Here is a 17735-nt window from a genome sequence, read left to right as displayed (position 1 = left end):
GGGCTTGCCCCGCGAAGAGGCCAGCACCGGCCAATCAATCAGCCGCGGGCGTTGTCGATGATCTCGATGTACTCAGGGGCATTGCGCTGGTCGGCAATCACCTCGACGAAAGTCTTGCCGTGCTCGTCCTTGCCATCCAGGTCGTAACCGGCCTCGAGGAAGAAACCGACATAACGCTCGAAATCGTCGATACGCAGGCCGCGGTAGCCTTTGATCAGCTTGTGGTGCGACGGCGAGGTGAGGCCATCGGCCGGCTCGAACTGCAGGAAGCTCTTGATGTACTCGTCGCTGATTTCGTCACCAATCACCTGTTTCTTGTCTTTACGCATCAAGGACTCCCACTGGACTGTCTAGGACATTTTCGAAGGCCGGCAGTGTACCCCTCGAATTGATCGTGCCTCAACGCGTACGTACGGTTCCGGTGTGCAGATCGGCCCAGACATGGCCGTTGCCGTAAGTGAGGAACTGCACGTAAAGGGTCTCGTTGCGCAGCAGGTCCATGATCACCCGGTAGTCGGCCATCGGGTAATTGAGGGTCAGGGTGCGACGCTTGTCGTCATAAGCCGGCTTTTTCAGGCTCTTGCCGCCCTCGCCGTCGAAGTTGATCAGCACTTCGCCGATGGTCGAGCCCTTGCTCAAGGGCTTGCCCTTCAGGCGCATCTGCAACGAGGAAGTGATTGGGATGGGTTGCTGGTCGGACTGGCGCTGGGTGCCCACCACCACCGAATAGTCGGTGATCTGCAGCAACTGCTGGCTGGTCGGTGCTTCCTGGCGCAGGGCGAGGTCGTCGGGGGGCAGGAACTGGCTGTGCAGCGGGGCAGCAGATAGCGGCAGGCTCACCGCCAGCAGGAGAGGGACGAACGCACGCATGTGAGGCTCCTTGGCTTGAAGGGGCACTCTAGCATGGTCTGTTCGGCCGTAGCGGCCAGCTCGGCGAGGCCGCCTGACCGCTCAGTCGAACTGCGCGCGCATCCAGGCCTGGTACTCAGCCACACCGGCCTCGCCTTCACGCGGCGCCCAGTGGGCAAGCTCGCCCTCACCCACCGGGCGGTAAGGGCCGGCCTTGCACTCGAACAGCATGCTGTCGGCTTGCAGCACCACCAACCCGTGATAGGTCCCCGGCGCCAGATCGACACCCAGGCAGTCGCCGCCCGCCTCCATGACACGTTTGTCGGTGACGGTACCCTGCTCGTCGAAGATCAACAGGCCGATCCGCCCTTTGAGCACGATCAACGCCTCGGCCTTGTCCACGCTCAGGTGCCGGTGCGGCGGAATGTAGGTATCGGGCTGCAGGCCTATGGCCATGCGGTGGCAAAGCTCTTCCATGTCATGGAAGTTATGGTGCTGGCGGCCACGCGGGTTGGCCGCTGACTGCGCTGCCAGCCCGGTGAACAACGCCTGATCGATGAACGCGGGCTGGCGCATGATTACAAGCCCTTGACGGCGAAGATGCCGTTGGCGTTGCGCCAGTAGCCCTTGTAGTCCATGCCATAGCCGAAGATGTAGCGGTCGACGCACGGCAGGCCGACGTAGTTGGCTTTCAGGTCCGGGCTGGCCTTGCGGTCGTGATCCTTGTCGATCAGCACGGCGGTGTGCACCGAGCGGGCACCGGCATGCTTGCAGAACTCGATGATGGCGCTGAGGGTGTGGCCCTCGTCGAGGATGTCGTCGACGATCAGCACGTCACGGTCAATGAACGACACCTCGGGCTTGGCCTTCCAGAACAGCTCGCCGCCGCTGGTCTGGTTGCGGTAGCGGGTGGCGTGCAGGTACGACGCTTCCAACGGGAACTGCAGGTGGGTGAGCAGCTTGCCGGCGAAGATCAGGCCACCGTTCATCACGCAGAAAACCACCGGGTTCTTGTCGTGCAGGTCCTTGCAGATCTGTTTGCCGACCTCGGCGATGGCGGCCTCGACCTCGGCTTCGTTGTACAGGCAATCAGCCTCGTGCATCACTTGACGGATATGCTCGAGATCGGCGGACATGGCGCTCTCCAGGGGGTGCGTTTTGGAAAAGCGGGCAAAGGTACGCATCCGCTCGTCCCAGATCAAGCCTTTATGGACTAACGTGCACAATGACCGCACGACAGTCAGGACTGAATAGATTAATCTAGCGCGGTTTTTTTGCCCGCCTTCCGGAGCCCCCCTATGCCTACTCGTGAGATCCGCCATCCGCTGATCCGCCATAAGCTCGGCCTCATGCGCCGCGCCGATATCAGCACCAAGAATTTTCGCGAACTCGCCCAGGAAGTCGGCGCGCTGTTGACCTATGAAGCCACCCAGGACCTGCCACTCGAGACCTACGAGATCGACGGCTGGTGCGGCAAGGTGCAGGTCGAGAAAATCGCCGGCAAGAAGATCACCGTGGTGCCTATCCTGCGTGCCGGCATCGGCATGCTCGACGGCGTGCTCAGCCTGATCCCCGGCGCCAAGGTCAGTGCAGTGGGCGTTGCCCGCAACGAGGAAACCCTCGAAGCGCACACCTACCTTGAAAAGCTCGCACCGGACATCAACCAGCGCCTGGCCCTGATCATCGACCCGATGCTGGCCACCGGCGGCTCGATGGTCGCCACCATCGACCTGCTGAAGAAAGCCGGCTGCAAAGAGATCCGCGCCATGGTGCTGGTCGCGGCACCTGAAGGTATCGAAGTGGTGGAGAAAGCCCACCCGGATGTGAAGATCTACACCGCCTCGATCGACCAGCGCCTGAACGAACATGGCTACATCGTCCCCGGCCTGGGCGATGCCGGTGACAAGATCTTCGGCACCAAGCAGAAGGACGCCTGACCATGCAGGACGGCTTCAACGACCCGCTCTGGCGCCAGGTCGTCTCGGGCGCGCAGATGCTCTTCGTGGCATTCGGCGCGCTGGTGCTGATGCCGCTGATCACCGGCCTCGACCCTAACGTCGCGCTGTTCACCGCCGGCATCGGCACCTTGCTGTTCCAGCTGGTGACCGGTCGCCAGGTCCCGGTGTTCCTGGCGTCGAGCTTTGCCTTCATCACCCCGATCATCCTCGCCAAGGGCCAGTTCGGCCTGGCCGAGACCATGGGCGGCGTGATGGCCGCAGGCTTCGTCTACACCTTCATGGGCCTGATGGTGAAGGTCAAAGGCACCGGTTTCATCGACCGCATGCTGCCGCCCGTGGTCATCGGCCCGGTGATCATCTCCATCGGCCTGGCCATGGCGCCGATCGCCGCCAACATGGCCATGGGCAAGGGCGGTGATGGCGCTGCGCTGATGCCGTACAAGACCGCGATGATGATCTCGATGCCGGCGCTGCTGACCACGCTGATCGTGGCTGTGTTCGGCAAGGGCATCTTCCGCCTGGTGCCGATCATTTCCGGCGTGCTGGTGGGCTTTGCCCTGTCGTTCGCCTTTGGCGTGGTCGACACCGCCAAGATCGCCGCGGCCCCTTGGCTGGAACTGCCGAACTTCACCGCCCCGGCCTTCAACTGGCAGGCCATCCTGTTCATCGTTCCGGTCGCCCTGGCACCGGCGATCGAGCACATCGGCGGGGTGATCGCAGTCGGCAGCGTGACCGGCCGTGACTACCTGAAGAAGCCCGGCCTGCACCGCACCCTGCTGGGTGACGGCCTGGCGACCACCGCCGCCGGCCTGTTCGGTGGCCCGCCCAACACCACCTACGCCGAAGTGACCGGCGCGGTGATGCTGACCAAGAACTACAACCCGAAGATCATGACCTGGGCGGCGGTGTTCGCCATCACCCTGGCCTTCATCGGCAAGTTCGGCGCGCTGCTGCAGAGCATCCCGGTACCGGTGATGGGGGGCATCCTCTGCCTGCTGTTCGGCTCGATCGCGGCGGTGGGCATGAACACCATGATCCGCCACAAGATCGACCTGGCCGAAGCGCGCAACCTGGTGATCGTGTCGGTGACCCTGGTGTTCGGCATCGGCGGCGTACTGATCGGCAGCGGCGACGGCCCGGACGACTGGGGCCTGAAGGGCATCGCCCTGTGCGCCATTGTGGCCATTGCCCTGAACCTGATCCTGCCGGGCAACGATGGCTGGAAACACAAGAAGCTGGAAGATCAGTTGCCTTGATCTGACAGTTTGAAGGGGCGTGGGAGCGGGCTTGCCCCGCGATGGCGTCTGGCTTGCCAACAGGGTCGCCAGAACAATCGCTATCGCGGGGCAAGCCCGCTCCCACGAAACCTGGTCAGGCCTTCTCGCACATCCCCGCCAACACCCTCACCCACTCCGGGTGATCATTCAGGCACGGCACCAGCACCAGCTCCTTGCCACCCGCCTCGATGAACTGCTCCTTGCCCCGATCGCCGATCTCTTCCAGCGTCTCGATGCAGTCGGCGACGAATGCCGGGCACATCACCAAAAGCTTCTGCACCCCCGCCTTGCCCAGCTCATCCAGGCGCGTTTCGGTGTAGGGCTCGATCCACTTGGCGCGCCCCAGGCGCGACTGGAACGACACCGACCACTTGCCATCCGGGATACCCATCTTCTGCGCGAAGGCCTTGGCGGTGGCCAGGCACTGGCCGCGATAGCACACCGCGCGCATCTCGGCGCTGGCGCCAGCACAGCAATCGGCGGCCTGGAAATCGTGCTTGCCGGTAGGGTCGAGCTTCTTCAGATGGCGCTCGGGCAGGCCATGGAAGCTCAGCAGCAGGTGATCGTAACCCTGCGCCAGGTGCGGCCGGGCGCTGGCGACCAGCGCGTCGATGTAGTCAGGATGGTCGTAGAACGGCTGCAGAATGCGGGTCTGCAACGCCAGCTTGCGCTCGGCGATGGTCTGCTTGGCCAGCTCCACCACGGTGGTCACGGTGCTGTCGGCGAACTGTGGATAAAGCGGCGCCAGGGTCACTTTACGCACGCCCTGGGCAGCCAGACGCTCAAGCACCTCGGGCAGTGCCGGCTGGCCATAGCGCATGGCGATCTCGACCGGGCCATGGGGCCAATGGGCGGTCATCGCCTGCTGCAAGCGGCGGGTCAGCACCACCAGCGGCGAACCTTCGTCCCACCAGATCGAGGCGTAGGCATGGGCCGACTGCTCGGGGCGCTTGATCAGGATCAGCGACACCAGCAGGCGTCGCACCGGCCAGGGCAGGTCGATCACGTACGGGTCCATGAGGAACTGGTTGAGGTAACGGCGCACGTCGGCCACCGAGGTGGAGGCCGGCGAGCCCAGGTTGACCAGCAGCAGGGCGTGATCGGTCATGCAGCGTCCTATGTCAGAGGCGGCTGGACAGGTTGCCCAGCGCCGATTGCAGATCGTTGAAGCGGAACGTGAAGCCTGCCGCCAGCAGCCGCACCGGGCGGGCACGCTGGCCGCCAAGCAGCAATGTGGATAACTCTCCCAACCCGGCCTTGAGCAGCACCGCCGGCATCGGCAGCAACGCCGGGCGATGCAGGGCACGCCCCAGCTGCCTGGCGAACTCGCGATTGCGAACCGGCTCCGGGGCGCAGGCATTATAAGGACCGCTGGCCTCCTTGTGCTGCAACAGAAAATCAATCAGGGCGACCTGATCGTCTATATGCACCCACGGCATCCACTGCCGGCCATCGCCCAGCGGCCCGCCCAGCCCGAGTTTGAACGGCAGGCGCAGGCGCGACAAAAAGCCGCCGTCGCAGGCCAACACCAACCCCGTTCGCACCAGCACCACGCGGATGCCGAGGGCCTGAGCGCTCAAGGCGGTCTCCTCCCAGGCGATGCACAACTGGCTGGCAAAATCCTCCTTCACCGGCACGGACGCCTCGGTCAGCTCACGCTCGCCACCGTCGCCATACCAACCCACGGCAGAGCCGGATATCAGCACCTCGGGGCGTTGCTCGCGGCCCTCGAGCCAGGCCAGCAACTGCTCGGTGAGGGTGATCCGGCTGGCCCAGAGCAGGCTGCGTCGCCCGGCCGTCCAGGGCCGGTCGGCGATCGGCGCGCCGGCCAGGTTGATCACCGCGTCCACGGCATCATCCGCGGCAATGTCCTCCAGCCGAGCGACACCGCGCACGTCGCTGCCGCAGCGTTTGGGCACCTGCGCGGGGGTACGGCTCCACACGGTCAGGCGGTGACCCTGCCCTCGCCACAGCTGGCAAAGGTGCTGGCCGATGAGGCCGGTACCGCCGGTCAGCAATATATGCATGACTGTGTCCTCAGAGTTGGCGGCCGTGGTCTATTTTTAAGATCAAGGCACTTTTTTGACCGAACGCTCTCGGATAAACATAGGCCAAGCTGCCCTATCGAGCGGAATAACCTTATACAAACATTGCGTATTGTACAGGTTTGCTTGGCAGCGTAGGCTGCGAACAGCGAGGTTCGAAGAGGCCATCATGACAGTACCTATTGCCATCATCGGTGCCGGCATCGCCGGTTTGTCCGCCGCCCAGGCCTTGCAAAAAGCCGGGCATACCGTCCATCTGTTCGACAAAGGCCACGGCAGCGGCGGGCGCATGGCCAGCAAGCGCAGCGAGGCCGGTGCGCTTGACCTCGGTGCCCAATACTTCACCGCCCGCGACCGGCGTTTCGTCGAGCAGGTGCAACACTGGGTCGCCAGCGGCTGGGCCGAACAGTGGAAGCCACAGCTGTACAACTACCGCGATGGCGAACTCACCCCCTCCCCCGACGAACAAACCCGCTGGGTCGGCGTACCGCGCATGAGCGCCATCACCCGCGGCTTGCTCAAGGACGTCACGGTCAACTTCGGCTGCCGCATCGCCGAGGTGTTCCGCGGCAAGCACTACTGGCACCTGCAGGACACCGATGGCTGCAGCCACGGCCCGTTCAGCCGCGTGGTCATCGCCGTGCCGGCGCCCCAGGCAACGCAACTGCTGACCGCCACCCCAAAGCTTGCCGCAGTCGCCGCAGGTGTGCAGATGGAGCCGACCTGGGCGATCGCCCTGGGCTTCGAAACCCCGCTCGATACCCCCATGCAAGGCTGCTTCGTACAAGACAACCCGCTCGACTGGCTGGCGCGCAACCGCAGCAAGCCCGGGCGTGAAGCGCACCTCGACACCTGGGTGCTGCACGCCACCTCCAACTGGAGCAAGCAACATATCGACCTGCCCAAGGAAGACGTGATCGAACAGCTGTGGGGCGAATTCGCCGAGCTGGTCGGCTGCGTGGTGCCTGCCCCGACGTTCGCCCTCGCCCACCGCTGGCTGTATGCCCGGCCAGCCGTGAACCATGAATGGGGCGCCCTGGCCGATGCCGACCTGGGCCTGTATGCCTGTGGCGACTGGTGCCTGTCCGGGCGTGTCGAAGGCGCCTGGCTCAGCGGCCAGGAGGCGGCCCGGCGGCTGCTGGAACACCTGGAATAGCCGGACAAAAAACTTATACAAGAAATAATTCTTGTATAAGTTTTCAAATGTGCTGGAATTGCCTTGTACAAACCCTGCTGCCTGTACAAGTACTTCCGGAGCACGCCATGAACCTTCCCTCCCCGAGCGGCAAGCCACGCCTGGCCATCAGCGCCTGCCTCACCGGCCTCAACGTGCGCTATAACGCCGGGCACAAGCACTCCGACCTGTGCCATGAGCTGCTCGATGAGCACTTCGAATGGGTGACCGTGTGCCCGGAAGTCGCCATCGGCCTGGGCGTGCCTCGCGAGCCGATCCGCCTGGTCGGCGACCCGGAGCACCCTGCCGTCACCGGCACCCGCGACAGCAGCACCGATTTTTCCGGCCCGCTGCGCGCTTATGGCCAACAGATGGCCAGCGAGCTCGACGATATCTGCGGCTACATCTTCATGCAGAAATCACCTTCCTGCGGGCTCGAACGGGTCAAGGTGTACCAGGAGAACGGCTACCCGGCCAGCCAGGGCGGGCGTGGCGCCTACGCCGCCGCCTTCTGCACCAGCCGCCCGGACCTGCCGGTGGAAGAAGAAGGCCGCCTGCACGACCCGGTGCTGCGCGAGAACTTCATCAGCCGCGTGTATGCCTACGCCGACTGGCAGCAGGTGCTGCAGGGTGGCCTCAGCCGTGGCGCGCTGATCCGCTTCCACGCCCGCTACAAGTACCTGTTGATGGCCCATAACCCGCAGGCCTATCGAAGCCTGGGCAAGCTGCTCGGCAGCATGACCCGCGACCACGACCCCGAGCAGTTCGGTCGCGCTTATTTCAGCCAGCTGATGCAAGCCCTGCGTCGCTGCGCCAGCCGCGGCACCCATGGCAACGTGCTGCAGCACCTGAGCGGTTACCTGCGCAACGACCTCGACCAGGCCGACAAGGCCGAGCTGCAGCAGATCATAGGCCAGTACCAGCAAGGCGTGGTGCCGCTGGTGGTGCCCTTGACCCTGCTCAAACACCACCTGCGTTGCCACCCCGACCCCTACCTTTTGCAGCAGGCCTACCTGCAACCCCACCCTGAACGCCTCGGGCTGCGCAATGCCATCTGAAGCCCTGCTGCCGATTGGCGAAGTCGCCCGGCTGACCGGCGTCAACCCGGTCACCCTGCGCGCCTGGGAGCGCCGTTATGGGTTGATCAAGCCGCAACGCACAGCCAAGGGCCACCGCCTTTATCCACAGGACCAGGTGCAGCGCGTCCAAGCAGTGCTGCGCTGGCTCGAACGCGGCGCGGCGGTCAGCCAGGTGCGCGCACTGCTGGACAACGCGGCGGATGCCAGCACCCCGGTCGAGGGCGAATGGGGTGAGCGCATAGAGCAACTGATCGAAGCCATCGCCCATCTGGCGCAACGCCCACTCGACCAACTGCTGAATCAGGCCATGGCCCTGTATCCGGCCGTCACGGTGTGCGAACGGCTGTTGCTGCCGCTGCTCGACGCGCTTGCCCTGCGCTGGCAAACACACTTCGACGCGGGCCTGGAGCAGGCATTCTTCAACACCTGGTTGCGCAGCAAGCTGGGGGCCCGGGTGTACCACGACAGCCATTCCCTGGCGGGGGCTTGCGTACTGCTGGCACGCACCGACGACACCCCCTTCGATGCCGAATTCTGGCTCTGCGCCTGGCTACTCAGCAGCAGTGGCCAGCCGCTGGAGATCCTCGAATGGCCCGTGGAACCCCGCCAATTGCGCCAAGCCGTCGAGCTGCTGCAGCCACGCGCGCTGCTGCTCTACCTCGGCCGACGCCCGGACCTCGCTGCCCTCGGCCGCACCCTGCAGGACCTAAACACCGCAAAACTCCTGGGCGGCCGCAGCATCAGCCTGCATCAGGCCGAACTGCACGCCCTGGGCCTGCCCGGCCTGCAGCTGTTCGACAGCCCACAGGCCGCCTTGCACCGCCTTCAACACTCAACAGGCCGCTAAACCCATGCAATTGATCTGGCTGCGCAGCGACCTGCGCATCGACGACAACATCGCCCTCTCGGCCGCCTGCCAGCGCGGCCCCACCGTGGCCCTGTGGATCGCCAGCCCCGGGCAGTGGCAAAGCCACGACGACGCCGCCTGCAAGGTCGACTTCTGGCTGCGCAACCTGCGCCAGCTAAGCCAGTCGCTGCAAGCCCTGAACATCCCGCTGCTGATCCGCCATACCGACAGCTGGGCCGAGGTGCCTGAAGCGGTGCTTGAGGTGTGCCGCCAGCACAACATCGAGGCCGTGCACTGGAACGACGAGTACGGCGTCAACGAAGCCCGACGCGACCAGGCCACCGCACGGAAGCTGGAACAGGCCGGGATCGGTGCCTACGGCCATCTCGACCAGTTGCTGTTCAAGCCCGGCAGCGTGCTCACCCGCAGCGGCCACTACTTCCAGGTGTTCAGCCAGTTCAAACGGGTTTGCCTGGAGCACCTGCACCGCAGCCTGCCCGCCCGCGCCCCGCGTGTTCAGCGCCAAGGCGCCCTGGAGATCGCCAGCGACCCCATCCCTGCGCACATCGAAGGCTTCGACGGCACGCCCGCTGCCCTGCGCGAGCACTGGCCGGCCGGCGAGGACGAGGCGCACCAGCGCCTGGCGCGCTTCCTCGACGAATGTGTCGAAGACTACCCACAACAGCGCGACCTGCCCGCCGTGGCCGGCACCAGCCAACTTTCACCCTACCTGGCCGCGGGGGTGATCTCGCCGCGCCAGTGCCTGCATGCCGCCCTGGCCAGCAACCAGGGTGAGTTCGACAGCGGTAATGCCGGCGTGCAGACCTGGGTCAACGAACTGCTCTGGCGGGAGTTCTACAAACACATCCTGGTGGGTTATCCACAGGTGTCCCGGCACCGCGCCTTCCGTGCCCACACCGAGGCCCTGCCCTGGCGCAACGCACCTGAGGACCTGCAAGCCTGGAAAGAAGGCCGCACCGGTTTCCCGATCATCGATGCAGCCATGCGCCAACTGCTGCACACCGGCTGGATGCACAACCGCCTGCGCATGATCGTGGCCATGTTCCTCAGCAAGAACCTGCTGATCGACTGGCGCGAGGGGGAACGCCATTTCATGCGCCACTTGATCGACGGTGACCTGGCCGCCAACAACGGCGGCTGGCAGTGGAGTGCGTCAACGGGCACGGACGCAGTGCCTTACTTTCGCATCTTCAACCCGGTCACTCAGTCGCAACGTTTCGATTCCAAAGGCGTTTTCATACGCCACTGGTTACCAGAGCTGCAGCAGAGGGATGATAAATACATTCATTTCCCGGTGAAATCCGCTGATCTGTTTGCTACAAATTACTACACCAGTCCTATCGTCGATCTCGAAAGCAGTCGCCAGCGTGCATTGGACGCCTTCAAAGGCTTGTCCACCTGGCAGGAGCAGAGGGAAACCATTTGAGTACTACGCGCAGTTTTTGGGTAACGGGGGCCACCAACGGACTTGGCCTGGCCCTGGTGGAACGATTGCTCGACCTGGGGCAACGGGTCGCCGTCAGCAGCAGGGACCACGAACAGCTCCAGGCGTTGAGCGAACAGGTGCTTTGCCTTCCCGGCCAGTTGCAGGAGGTAGGCCAGGCCGATATCGCCAGCCAGCAGCTGCAGGCGCGATGGGCTGCGCTCGACACCTTGATCATCAACGCCGGCAGCTGCGACTACCTGGCCGACGACGTGGCGGGCACCGACCTGTTCGAGATGATCGTTGCCAGCAACCTGCGCGCCGCCGAGCACTGCCTGGCGGCGGCCCTGCCCTTGCTGGCCAAGGGTGACAAACCGCAGGTGATGGTGATCTTGAGCCGCTATTCGGCATCGCAGCTGTACGAGCCGAACCAACCGCCCAGCGGCCTCAACAGCCTGCCAAGGTGGCTGCGCAACCAACGCGCAACCCTGAAGACGTTGGGCGTGGACCTGACGGTCGTCGCGCCGCAGTCGTTGAAAACCCCGGTAACCCTGGCTCAGGCCATCCCGGAGCCCTGGACCGCACAGACTGCCGCCAACGAGTTGCTGGCACGCCTGGAACAGCGCCAACCCGAACTGGTGCTTGAGGCGCTGAGCCTGAATAGCCTCTGGCCGTTACCAGGCTGAACAGCTTTGCCAACAGGCCAAGCTATGCGTTGGGCTTTGTACGAAAAATTTCGTGGGAGCGGGCTTGCCCCGCGATGGAGTGCGAAGCGCTCCTGTGCCCAATTTCGGGCTTTACTGCCGCGTTGCGGCAGATCGCGGGGCAAGCCCGCTCCCACGATGTTGGAAGCAGGGCTCGGCGCTACAACGGCATGCGGTAATGCAGGGCGTAACTTTCCACCCCGTCGTTGGGCTGCTTGAACCCGGCATTGGAATAGTGGGTGGCGCGAATCCCCACCTCATGCCCGCCCGCGAAGCGCAGGCCAAAGCCGATGCGGTCCTCGAACTGGAATGACGAGCCCAACCGATTGTCTTCCAGTTCGGTGCTGGAGAATGCCGCTACACCAATCCCCGCCTCGATGTAGGGCCTGACTGACTCGCCCGCGAACTCATAGACGAACACCGGCGCGAACGACAGGCTGTGGTTGCTGGCGGTCTTGTCACCCTGCCAATAGCTGTAGGCACCATCCCAGTAACCCGTCAGGCGCCCGACCCCGGTTTGCCACCAACTGGCGTCCCAGTTCGACTGCAAGCCCAGCCGATAGACCCAGGTCGAGTCCCCCGTCTGCCCCACCGATAACGAAATGTCAGCAGCCTGCACAGCCACCGCCTGCCCCAGAGAAACAGCGGCAACGGCCGCCAAGACGCCCAGTTTGCGCATGCGCACCCCCTACTTCCTGATGGTGTTTGCTGTGTTTGCCCGGCATGCAGGCAGAGCGGTGGAAATCGACGGCGAAACCATAGTTCCAACGGCGATTGACGCCCTTCACACTTTTTATAAGGGGAAGCTTTGCACGCTGTCGGATTTATGCCACAGCAACGGCAGGATTTTTTTCAGGGTGGCCGGGTCGGCGCTGCTCCAGAACCGGGTGGGCTGCGCCGGCCCCTCGGCGAGCAAGCCGCGCACCGCCAGCAGGCGTTGCAGCTGGCGTGCCACGGCGGCACCGGTGTCGATGATCGCCACGTCTGCCGGGACCATCTGCGCCAGCAGCGGGCGCAGGAAGGGGTAGTGGGTGCAGCCCAGGATCAAGGTGTCGCAGCCCGCCTCAAGCAACGGCTGCACATAGCCCGCCAGCAATTGGCGCAGCACCGGGCTGGCCAGGTCGCCGGCCTCGATGCACTCCACCAAGCCCGGGCAAGGCCGGGTGATCACCTGCACATCGCTGGCGAAACGGTCGAGCAAGGCGGCGAACTTGGCGCTTTGCAGCGTGCCGGTGGTGGCCAGCACGCCGACCACGCCAGAGCGGGTTGCCGCCGCCGCCGGCTTGACTGCCGGCTCCATGCCCACCAGCGGCCAGTCGGGGTACAACTCGCGCAGGTCGGCGACCGCCGCCACGGTGGCGGTGTTGCAGGCCAGGACCATCGCCTTGGCACCCTGCTCGCGGAAGAACCCCGCGATATGACGCAGGCGCTGGCGGATATAGTCGGGGGACTTTTCGCCATAGGGGACGTGGCCGCTGTCGGCCACATACAGCAGCGATTCATTGGGCAACAGGCGCTGGATTTCGGCGAGCACCGACAAGCCGCCGACCCCCGAATCCATCACGCCGACCGGCGCCAGCCCTTCAGCCATGGCGGGTAGCGCACACGGCGCAGGCCGGGTCGCGCTTGACCCGCAGTTCGCGCATGCGGGTGCCCAGCGCATCGATCAACAGCAGGCGCCCCACCAGCGGCTCACCGAAGCCAGCCAGCAACTTCAGGGCTTCCAGTGCTTGCAGGCTGCCGACCAGCCCAACCAGCGGGCCCAGCACGCCGGCTTCGCTGCAGGTCAGCTCAGCGTCGCTGCCATGGCCGTACAGGCAGTGGTAGCAGGGGCTGTTGTCGCGCCGCGTATCGAACACCGACAGCTGGCCTTCGAGGCGGATCGCCGCGCCGCTGACCAACGGCTTGCCGGCCGCGACACAGGCGGCATTGACGGCCTCCCGGGTGCCGAAGTTGTCGGAACAATCCAGCACCACGTCCACCGCCGCCACTGCGGCGGCCAGCGAATCTTCGTCCAGCGCCTGGCGATGGGCGACCAGGGTGATTTCCGGGTTGATCGCCTGCAGGCGCTTGATCGCCGAATCCACCTTGCTCATGCCGACACTGTCGCTGTCGTGGATGACCTGGCGCTGCAGGTTGGTGAGGTCGACGGTGTCGAAATCGGCCAGGTGCAATTGGCCGACGCCGGCGGCGGCAAGGTACAGCGCCACCGGCGAGCCCAAGCCGCCAAGGCCGATCACCAGCGCCTTGCCGTGCTTCAAGCGCAGCTGGCCGTCGATGTCCACTTGCGACAGCAGGATCTGCCGGCTGTAACGCAACAGCTCCAGGTCGCTCAGCATGGCAGGCGCCCCAGGCTGATGCGCTCGTGGCCGCCCAGGTCGACACGGCTGGCGACTTCGATGAAGCCGCTGGCCGCCAGCAGTTCGCGCACCGCCGGGGCCTGGTCGTAGCCATGCTCGAGCAGCAGCCAGCCGCCGGGCAGCAAATGCTGCGGCGCCTGGGCGACGATCACCCGCAGGTCGTCCAGGCCATCTTCGCCGGCAACCAGGGCACTGCTGGGCTCAAAGCGTACATCGCCGGCAACCAGGTGCGGGTCGGCGGCGCGAATGTAAGGGGGGTTGCTGAGGATCAGGTCGAAGCGCTCACCGACCAGTGCATCGAACCAATGGCTGGCGCGAATCTGCGCATTGCCCAGGCCCAGGCGCTGACGGTTGCGCTCGGCCAGCGCCACGGCTTCGTCGACACGGTCCACCGCCGTCACCTGCCAGGCCGGGCACTCGCTGGCCAGGGCCAGGGCGATGGCGCCGGTGCCGGTGCCCAGGTCCAGCACCCGGGCAGGCGAGGCCGGGACCAGCTCAAGGGCGGTCTCCACCAGCAGCTCGGTGTCCGGGCGTGGGATCAGGGTGTGCGGCGCCACTTCCAGGTCGAGCTTCCAGAAGCCTTGCTGGCCCAGGATGTAGGCCACCGGCTCACCCGCGCGACGGCGCTCGATGAAGCCTGCGAACGCCTCGGCGGCCTCGCTGCTGACGATGCGCTCGGGCCAGGTGTGCAGGTAGCTGCGCGACTTGCCCAAGGCCGCGGCCAAAAGCAGCTCGGCGTCCAGACGCTCGGTGGGCGACTCCGGCAACTGCGCGTTGCGCAGCAGGCTGGCAATGATGGTCATCAATCCCCCAGGGCGGCCAGCTGATCGGCCTGATACTCGGCCAGCAGCGGCTCGATCACCGAATCCACACCGCCGGCGAGGATATCGTCGAGGGAATAGAGGGTGAGGTTGATGCGGTGGTCGGTCACCCGGCCCTGTGGATAATTGTAGGTGCGGATGCGCTCGGAACGGTCACCCGAACCGACCAGCAGCTTGCGCTCGCTGGCAATGGCGTTCTGCGCGGCGCTGGTCTGCATGTCGTTGAGCTTGGCCGACAGCCAGGACATCGCCCGCGCACGGTTCTTGTGCTGCGAACGCTCTTCCTGGCATTCGACCACGATGCCGGTCGGCAAGTGGGTGATGCGGATCGCCGAGTCGGTCTTGTTGACGTGCTGGCCGCCGGCGCCAGAGGCGCGGTAGGTGTCCACGCGCAGGTCGGCCGGGTTGATCTCGATCGCCACCTGCTCGTCGGGCTCGGGCAGCACGGCCACGGTGCAGGCCGAGGTGTGGATGCGGCCTTGCGACTCGGTCTCGGGCACACGCTGCACGCGGTGGGCGCCGGACTCGAACTTCAGCTTGCCGTACACGCTGTCGCCTTCAACCCGGGCGATGATCTCTTTGTAGCCGCCGTGCTCGCCTTCGTTCTCGGAGAGAATCTCCAGGCGCCAGCCGCGTTTCTCGGCATAGCGCGAGTACATGCGGAACAGGTCGCCAGAGAAGATCGCCGCCTCGTCACCGCCGGTGCCGGCGCGGATTTCCAGGAACACGTTGCGCCCGTCGTTGGGGTCCTTGGGCAGCAGCATGCGCTGCAGGTTCGACTCAAGGCCCACCAGCTGCTCCTTGGCCTCGCGCACTTCCTCGACGGCCATTTCGCGCAAGTCGGGGTCGGCGTCCTTGAGCAGCGCCTGGGCGCCTTCGAGGTCATCCTGGACCTTGCGCCACTCTTTATAGGCGGCGATCACCGGCTCGACTTCGGCGTATTCGCGGGAATAGGCACGGAAGCGAGTCTGGTCGGAAATGACTTCGGCATCACCCAGCAGCGCGGTGAGTTCCTCGAAGCGGTCCTGGAGCGTGTCCAGTTTGTTCAGCAGCGACGCTTTCATTGCGGGGTTTTGTCCGTCGAGCCCTCATGGAGGGCGAAGAGTTCCTGGGCCATGGCCAGTGCATCGAGGCGGCCTTCGGCAGAGAGCTTTTTCAGTTGCACGCTGGGCGCGTGCAGAAGTTTGTTGGTCAGCCCCCGGGCCAGTTGCGCCAGTACCTCTTCGGGGTTGCCGCCGTTGGCCAGCAGGCGCTGGGCCTTTTGCAGCTCTTCGTCGCGCAGGCGCTCGCTTTGTTGGCGATAGGCCTTGAGCACATCCACCGCGGCCAGCTCGCGCAGGCGCACCATGAAATCGTCGGCACCGGCCGACACCAGCTCTTCGGCGGCCTGGGCCGCGCCCTGGCGGCTCTTGAGGTTTTCCGCGACCACATCGTGCAGGTCGTCGACGGTGTAGAGGTAGACGTCATCCAGGTCGCCGACCTGCGGCTCGATGTCACGCGGCACCGCGATGTCGACCATGAAGATTGGCTTGTGCCGGCGCTGCTTCAGCGCGCTCTCCACCGCGCCTTTGCCCAGGATCGGCAACTGGCTGGCGGTGGAGCTGATGACGATGTCGCTGTTGGCCAGCTCCTGCGGGATATCCGCCAGCAGCACGGCGTGGGCGCCGAACTGCTCGGCCAGCATGCTGGCGCGTTCGAGGGTGCGGTTGGCCACGACGATGCGGCGCACGCCCTGCTCGTGCAGGTGGCGGGCGACCAGGGTGATGGTTTCGCCAGCACCGATCAGCAGCGCCTGGCTGCGCCCCAGGTCGGAGAAGATCTGCTTGGCCAGGCTGACCGCGGCAAAGGCCACCGACACCGGGTTCTCGCCGATGGCGGTGTCGGTGCGCACCTGCTTGGCGGCGCTGAAGGTGGCCTGGAACAAGCGGCCGAGCAGCGGGCCGACGGTGCCGGCCTCGCGGGCCACGGCGTAGGCCGACTTCATCTGGCCGAGGATCTGCGGTTCGCCCAACACCAGCGAGTCGAGGCCCGAAGCCACCCGCATCATGTGCCGCACCGCGTCGTGCTCTTCGTGCACATAGGCGCTGGCGCGCAGTTCATCGAGGCTCAGCTGGTGATAGTCGGCCAGCCACTGCAGCACCGCGTCGGCGCCGAGCTGGTCTTGCTCTATATAGAGTTCGCTGCGGTTGCAGGTGGACAGGATCGCCGCCTCGCGGCTGGCGGTCAGTCGGCAGAGCTGCTGCAGGGCATCCACCAGCTGCTCTGGGGTAAACGCCACGCGCTCGCGTACGTCTACCGAGGCAGTCTTATGGTTGATACCAAGTGCAAGAAAGGCCATGCAAGGTCGCTGGTTGGGACGTGAAGCCGATAATTGTCCTACTTCGCAGGTTTTAGAACAACCACCGTTCGCTATTGTGGTGATAGGCAGGCGGTGGCGAGGGTGGGTATCGACAGGTTCGAAGGCGAAGGCTCCCACGGCCAGGCGAATTTTTACGGGGTTGTGGGCGGTAAATGGGAATGGGAAGAATCAGATTAAGCACCTTTCCTGTAGTCCATTTCCCAAACATACTGCCAGGTCCTTTCAAGCCATTGCGGTGGCCTGGGTTGGCCTCTAGTCTCGGGCGGTCGCTGCGAAAACAGTGATCGGCTTTGACAGGCCGCCCTGAACAAACCGCATGGCTTAGCTTTTATGGCGGCTGTGCGTGGGGCACCTCCGTGTGCGCCGGTCTTTTGGTTTTGTTCACCGGTCTGTCAACCCATGTACAGCTGCCACCTTCTTGTTTGACAGCCTGCGGTGGTGGTCCTTATTTCACGAACAGGACTGAAACCATGCTAAAGATCGTCCCCGATCCACCCCATAACCATCATTCCCTTGAAGACACCCTGATCCAGGCCACGGAGTACGCCCTGTGCGCGCAGGCTGTGGCGCATCAAGCCATTTCGGTCCAGCAGTCCAAGTCGCCCGCATCGATTCTGATCATGGCATTGATGCATGAGATCGAGGCGCTGCGGGTGCTGCTTGAGTCGGCACTGATTCAGGTGCAAATGCCGGAGATGGAGCGCCGGGCGTTCCACTAGGCCGTTTGTCATGTGTCGCCTGGGCTGTCGCTATCGCGGGGCAAGCCCGCTCCCACGCCCCCAGCCCGCAGCGTTATGCCTGCGTGGGAGCGGGCTTGA

General features: G+C 64.8%; 20 protein-coding genes. 8 read left to right on the top strand and 12 right to left on the bottom strand.

Translation table 11 applies throughout. The annotated features are described in order from the left end of the window. Window positions 1–38: 38 nt before the first annotated feature. The 4 genes from ACO6VM_RS26800 to ACO6VM_RS26785 form a co-directional block, all read right to left on the bottom strand. Window positions 39–329: a PA4642 family protein gene (locus ACO6VM_RS26800; protein ID WP_110994788.1), complete on the bottom strand. Its 291-nt coding sequence runs from the start codon at window positions 327–329 to the stop codon at window positions 39–41. Between the two features lie 70 nt (window positions 330–399). Then, window positions 400–870, bottom strand: a complete 471-nt coding sequence (locus tag ACO6VM_RS26795) for a hypothetical protein (protein ID WP_422403885.1) — start codon at window positions 868–870, stop codon at window positions 400–402. Between the two features lie 81 nt (window positions 871–951). Beyond that, entirely contained in the window at window positions 952–1425 is a 474-nt protein-coding gene (locus ACO6VM_RS26790) for a WbuC family cupin fold metalloprotein (protein ID WP_401060293.1), read from the bottom strand. 2 nt (window positions 1426–1427) lie between these two features. After that, the gene (locus ACO6VM_RS26785) at window positions 1428–1985 is read right to left on the bottom strand and encodes a hypoxanthine-guanine phosphoribosyltransferase (protein ID WP_125465523.1); all 558 of its coding nucleotides are present in this window, start codon (window positions 1983–1985) and stop codon (window positions 1428–1430) included. 162 nt (window positions 1986–2147) lie between these two features. Here ACO6VM_RS26785 and upp point away from each other — a divergent pair, with 162 nt between their 5' ends. Both upp and ACO6VM_RS26775 read left to right on the top strand, forming a co-directional pair. After that, complete coding sequence (gene upp, locus ACO6VM_RS26780) at window positions 2148–2786, top strand: uracil phosphoribosyltransferase (protein ID WP_110994785.1); 639 nt, start codon at window positions 2148–2150, stop codon at window positions 2784–2786. 2 nt (window positions 2787–2788) lie between these two features. Further along, entirely contained in the window at window positions 2789–4063 is a 1275-nt protein-coding gene (locus ACO6VM_RS26775) for a uracil-xanthine permease family protein (protein ID WP_422403884.1), read from the top strand. A 115-nt stretch (window positions 4064–4178) separates the two neighbouring features. Here ACO6VM_RS26775 and hemH read toward each other — a convergent pair whose 3' ends face one another. Together hemH and ACO6VM_RS26765 are read right to left on the bottom strand one after the other, a co-directional pair. Further along, a complete protein-coding gene (gene hemH, locus ACO6VM_RS26770; RefSeq protein WP_422404052.1) occupies window positions 4179–5192 on the bottom strand; it encodes a ferrochelatase in 1014 nt (337 codons plus the stop codon). A gap of 13 nt (window positions 5193–5205) precedes the next feature. Then, window positions 5206–6111 carry a TIGR01777 family oxidoreductase gene (locus tag ACO6VM_RS26765; RefSeq protein ID WP_422404051.1) on the bottom strand — a complete coding sequence of 302 codons (906 nt, stop codon included), beginning with the start codon at window positions 6109–6111 and terminating at the stop codon, window positions 5206–5208. A 187-nt stretch (window positions 6112–6298) separates the two neighbouring features. Here ACO6VM_RS26765 and ACO6VM_RS26760 point away from each other — a divergent pair, with 187 nt between their 5' ends. The 5 genes from ACO6VM_RS26760 to ACO6VM_RS26740 all read left to right on the top strand — a co-directional run bounded on the left by ACO6VM_RS26760 (window position 6299) and on the right by ACO6VM_RS26740 (window position 11359). Continuing rightward, window positions 6299–7285: an NAD(P)/FAD-dependent oxidoreductase gene (locus ACO6VM_RS26760; protein WP_422404050.1), complete on the top strand. Its 987-nt coding sequence runs from the start codon at window positions 6299–6301 to the stop codon at window positions 7283–7285. A gap of 107 nt (window positions 7286–7392) precedes the next feature. Next, on the top strand, window positions 7393–8361 hold the full coding sequence (locus tag ACO6VM_RS26755; RefSeq protein WP_422404049.1) for a YbgA family protein: 969 nt from the start codon (window positions 7393–7395) through the stop codon (window positions 8359–8361). After that, on the top strand, window positions 8351–9229 hold the full coding sequence (locus ACO6VM_RS26750; RefSeq protein WP_422404048.1) for a MerR family transcriptional regulator: 879 nt from the start codon (window positions 8351–8353) through the stop codon (window positions 9227–9229). Before ACO6VM_RS26755 ends, ACO6VM_RS26750 begins: the two co-directional genes overlap by 11 nt. A 4-nt stretch (window positions 9230–9233) precedes the next feature. Then, on the top strand, window positions 9234–10676 hold the full coding sequence (gene phrB, locus ACO6VM_RS26745) for a deoxyribodipyrimidine photo-lyase (RefSeq protein ID WP_422404047.1): 1443 nt from the start codon (window positions 9234–9236) through the stop codon (window positions 10674–10676). Then, complete coding sequence (locus ACO6VM_RS26740) at window positions 10673–11359, top strand: SDR family NAD(P)-dependent oxidoreductase (RefSeq protein WP_422404046.1); 687 nt, start codon at window positions 10673–10675, stop codon at window positions 11357–11359. The genes phrB and ACO6VM_RS26740 overlap by 4 nt, the downstream gene beginning before the upstream one ends. Before the next feature lie 178 nt (window positions 11360–11537). On the opposite strand, the gene ACO6VM_RS26735 is transcribed toward ACO6VM_RS26740, so the two are convergent. The 6 genes from ACO6VM_RS26735 to hemA form a co-directional block, all read right to left on the bottom strand. Further along, on the bottom strand, window positions 11538–12056 hold the full coding sequence (locus ACO6VM_RS26735; RefSeq protein WP_401060330.1) for an acyloxyacyl hydrolase: 519 nt from the start codon (window positions 12054–12056) through the stop codon (window positions 11538–11540). Window positions 12057–12170: 114 nt separating this feature from the next. After that, window positions 12171–12968: a glutamate racemase gene (murI, locus tag ACO6VM_RS26730; protein ID WP_422404045.1), complete on the bottom strand. Its 798-nt coding sequence runs from the start codon at window positions 12966–12968 to the stop codon at window positions 12171–12173. After that, a complete protein-coding gene (locus tag ACO6VM_RS26725; RefSeq protein WP_422404044.1) occupies window positions 12961–13716 on the bottom strand; it encodes a molybdopterin-synthase adenylyltransferase MoeB in 756 nt (251 codons plus the stop codon). Before ACO6VM_RS26725 ends, murI begins: the two co-directional genes overlap by 8 nt. After that, a complete protein-coding gene (gene prmC, locus ACO6VM_RS26720) occupies window positions 13710–14540 on the bottom strand; it encodes a peptide chain release factor N(5)-glutamine methyltransferase (protein WP_258643199.1) in 831 nt (276 codons plus the stop codon). Before prmC ends, ACO6VM_RS26725 begins: the two co-directional genes overlap by 7 nt. Beyond that, complete coding sequence (gene prfA / locus ACO6VM_RS26715; protein ID WP_422404043.1) at window positions 14540–15622, bottom strand: peptide chain release factor 1; 1083 nt, start codon at window positions 15620–15622, stop codon at window positions 14540–14542. The genes prmC and prfA overlap by 1 nt, the downstream gene beginning before the upstream one ends. Next, entirely contained in the window at window positions 15619–16896 is a 1278-nt protein-coding gene (hemA, locus tag ACO6VM_RS26710) for a glutamyl-tRNA reductase (protein WP_110994771.1), read from the bottom strand. Before hemA ends, prfA begins: the two co-directional genes overlap by 4 nt. A 491-nt stretch (window positions 16897–17387) precedes the next feature. Between hemA and ACO6VM_RS26705 the strand changes: the two genes are divergently transcribed. Next, window positions 17388–17636 carry a hypothetical protein gene (locus ACO6VM_RS26705; protein ID WP_153788737.1) on the top strand — a complete coding sequence of 83 codons (249 nt, stop codon included), beginning with the start codon at window positions 17388–17390 and terminating at the stop codon, window positions 17634–17636. Window positions 17637–17735 lie beyond the last annotated feature (99 nt).

It is taken from the genome of Pseudomonas sp. GZD-209, assembly GCF_049310485.1.
GTDB classification, from domain to species: Bacteria; Pseudomonadota; Gammaproteobacteria; order Pseudomonadales; family Pseudomonadaceae; genus Aquipseudomonas; species Aquipseudomonas sichuanensis.
The sequence above is the reverse complement of the archived record's forward strand: the minus strand, read 5'-3'. Positions and strand labels throughout refer to the sequence as shown.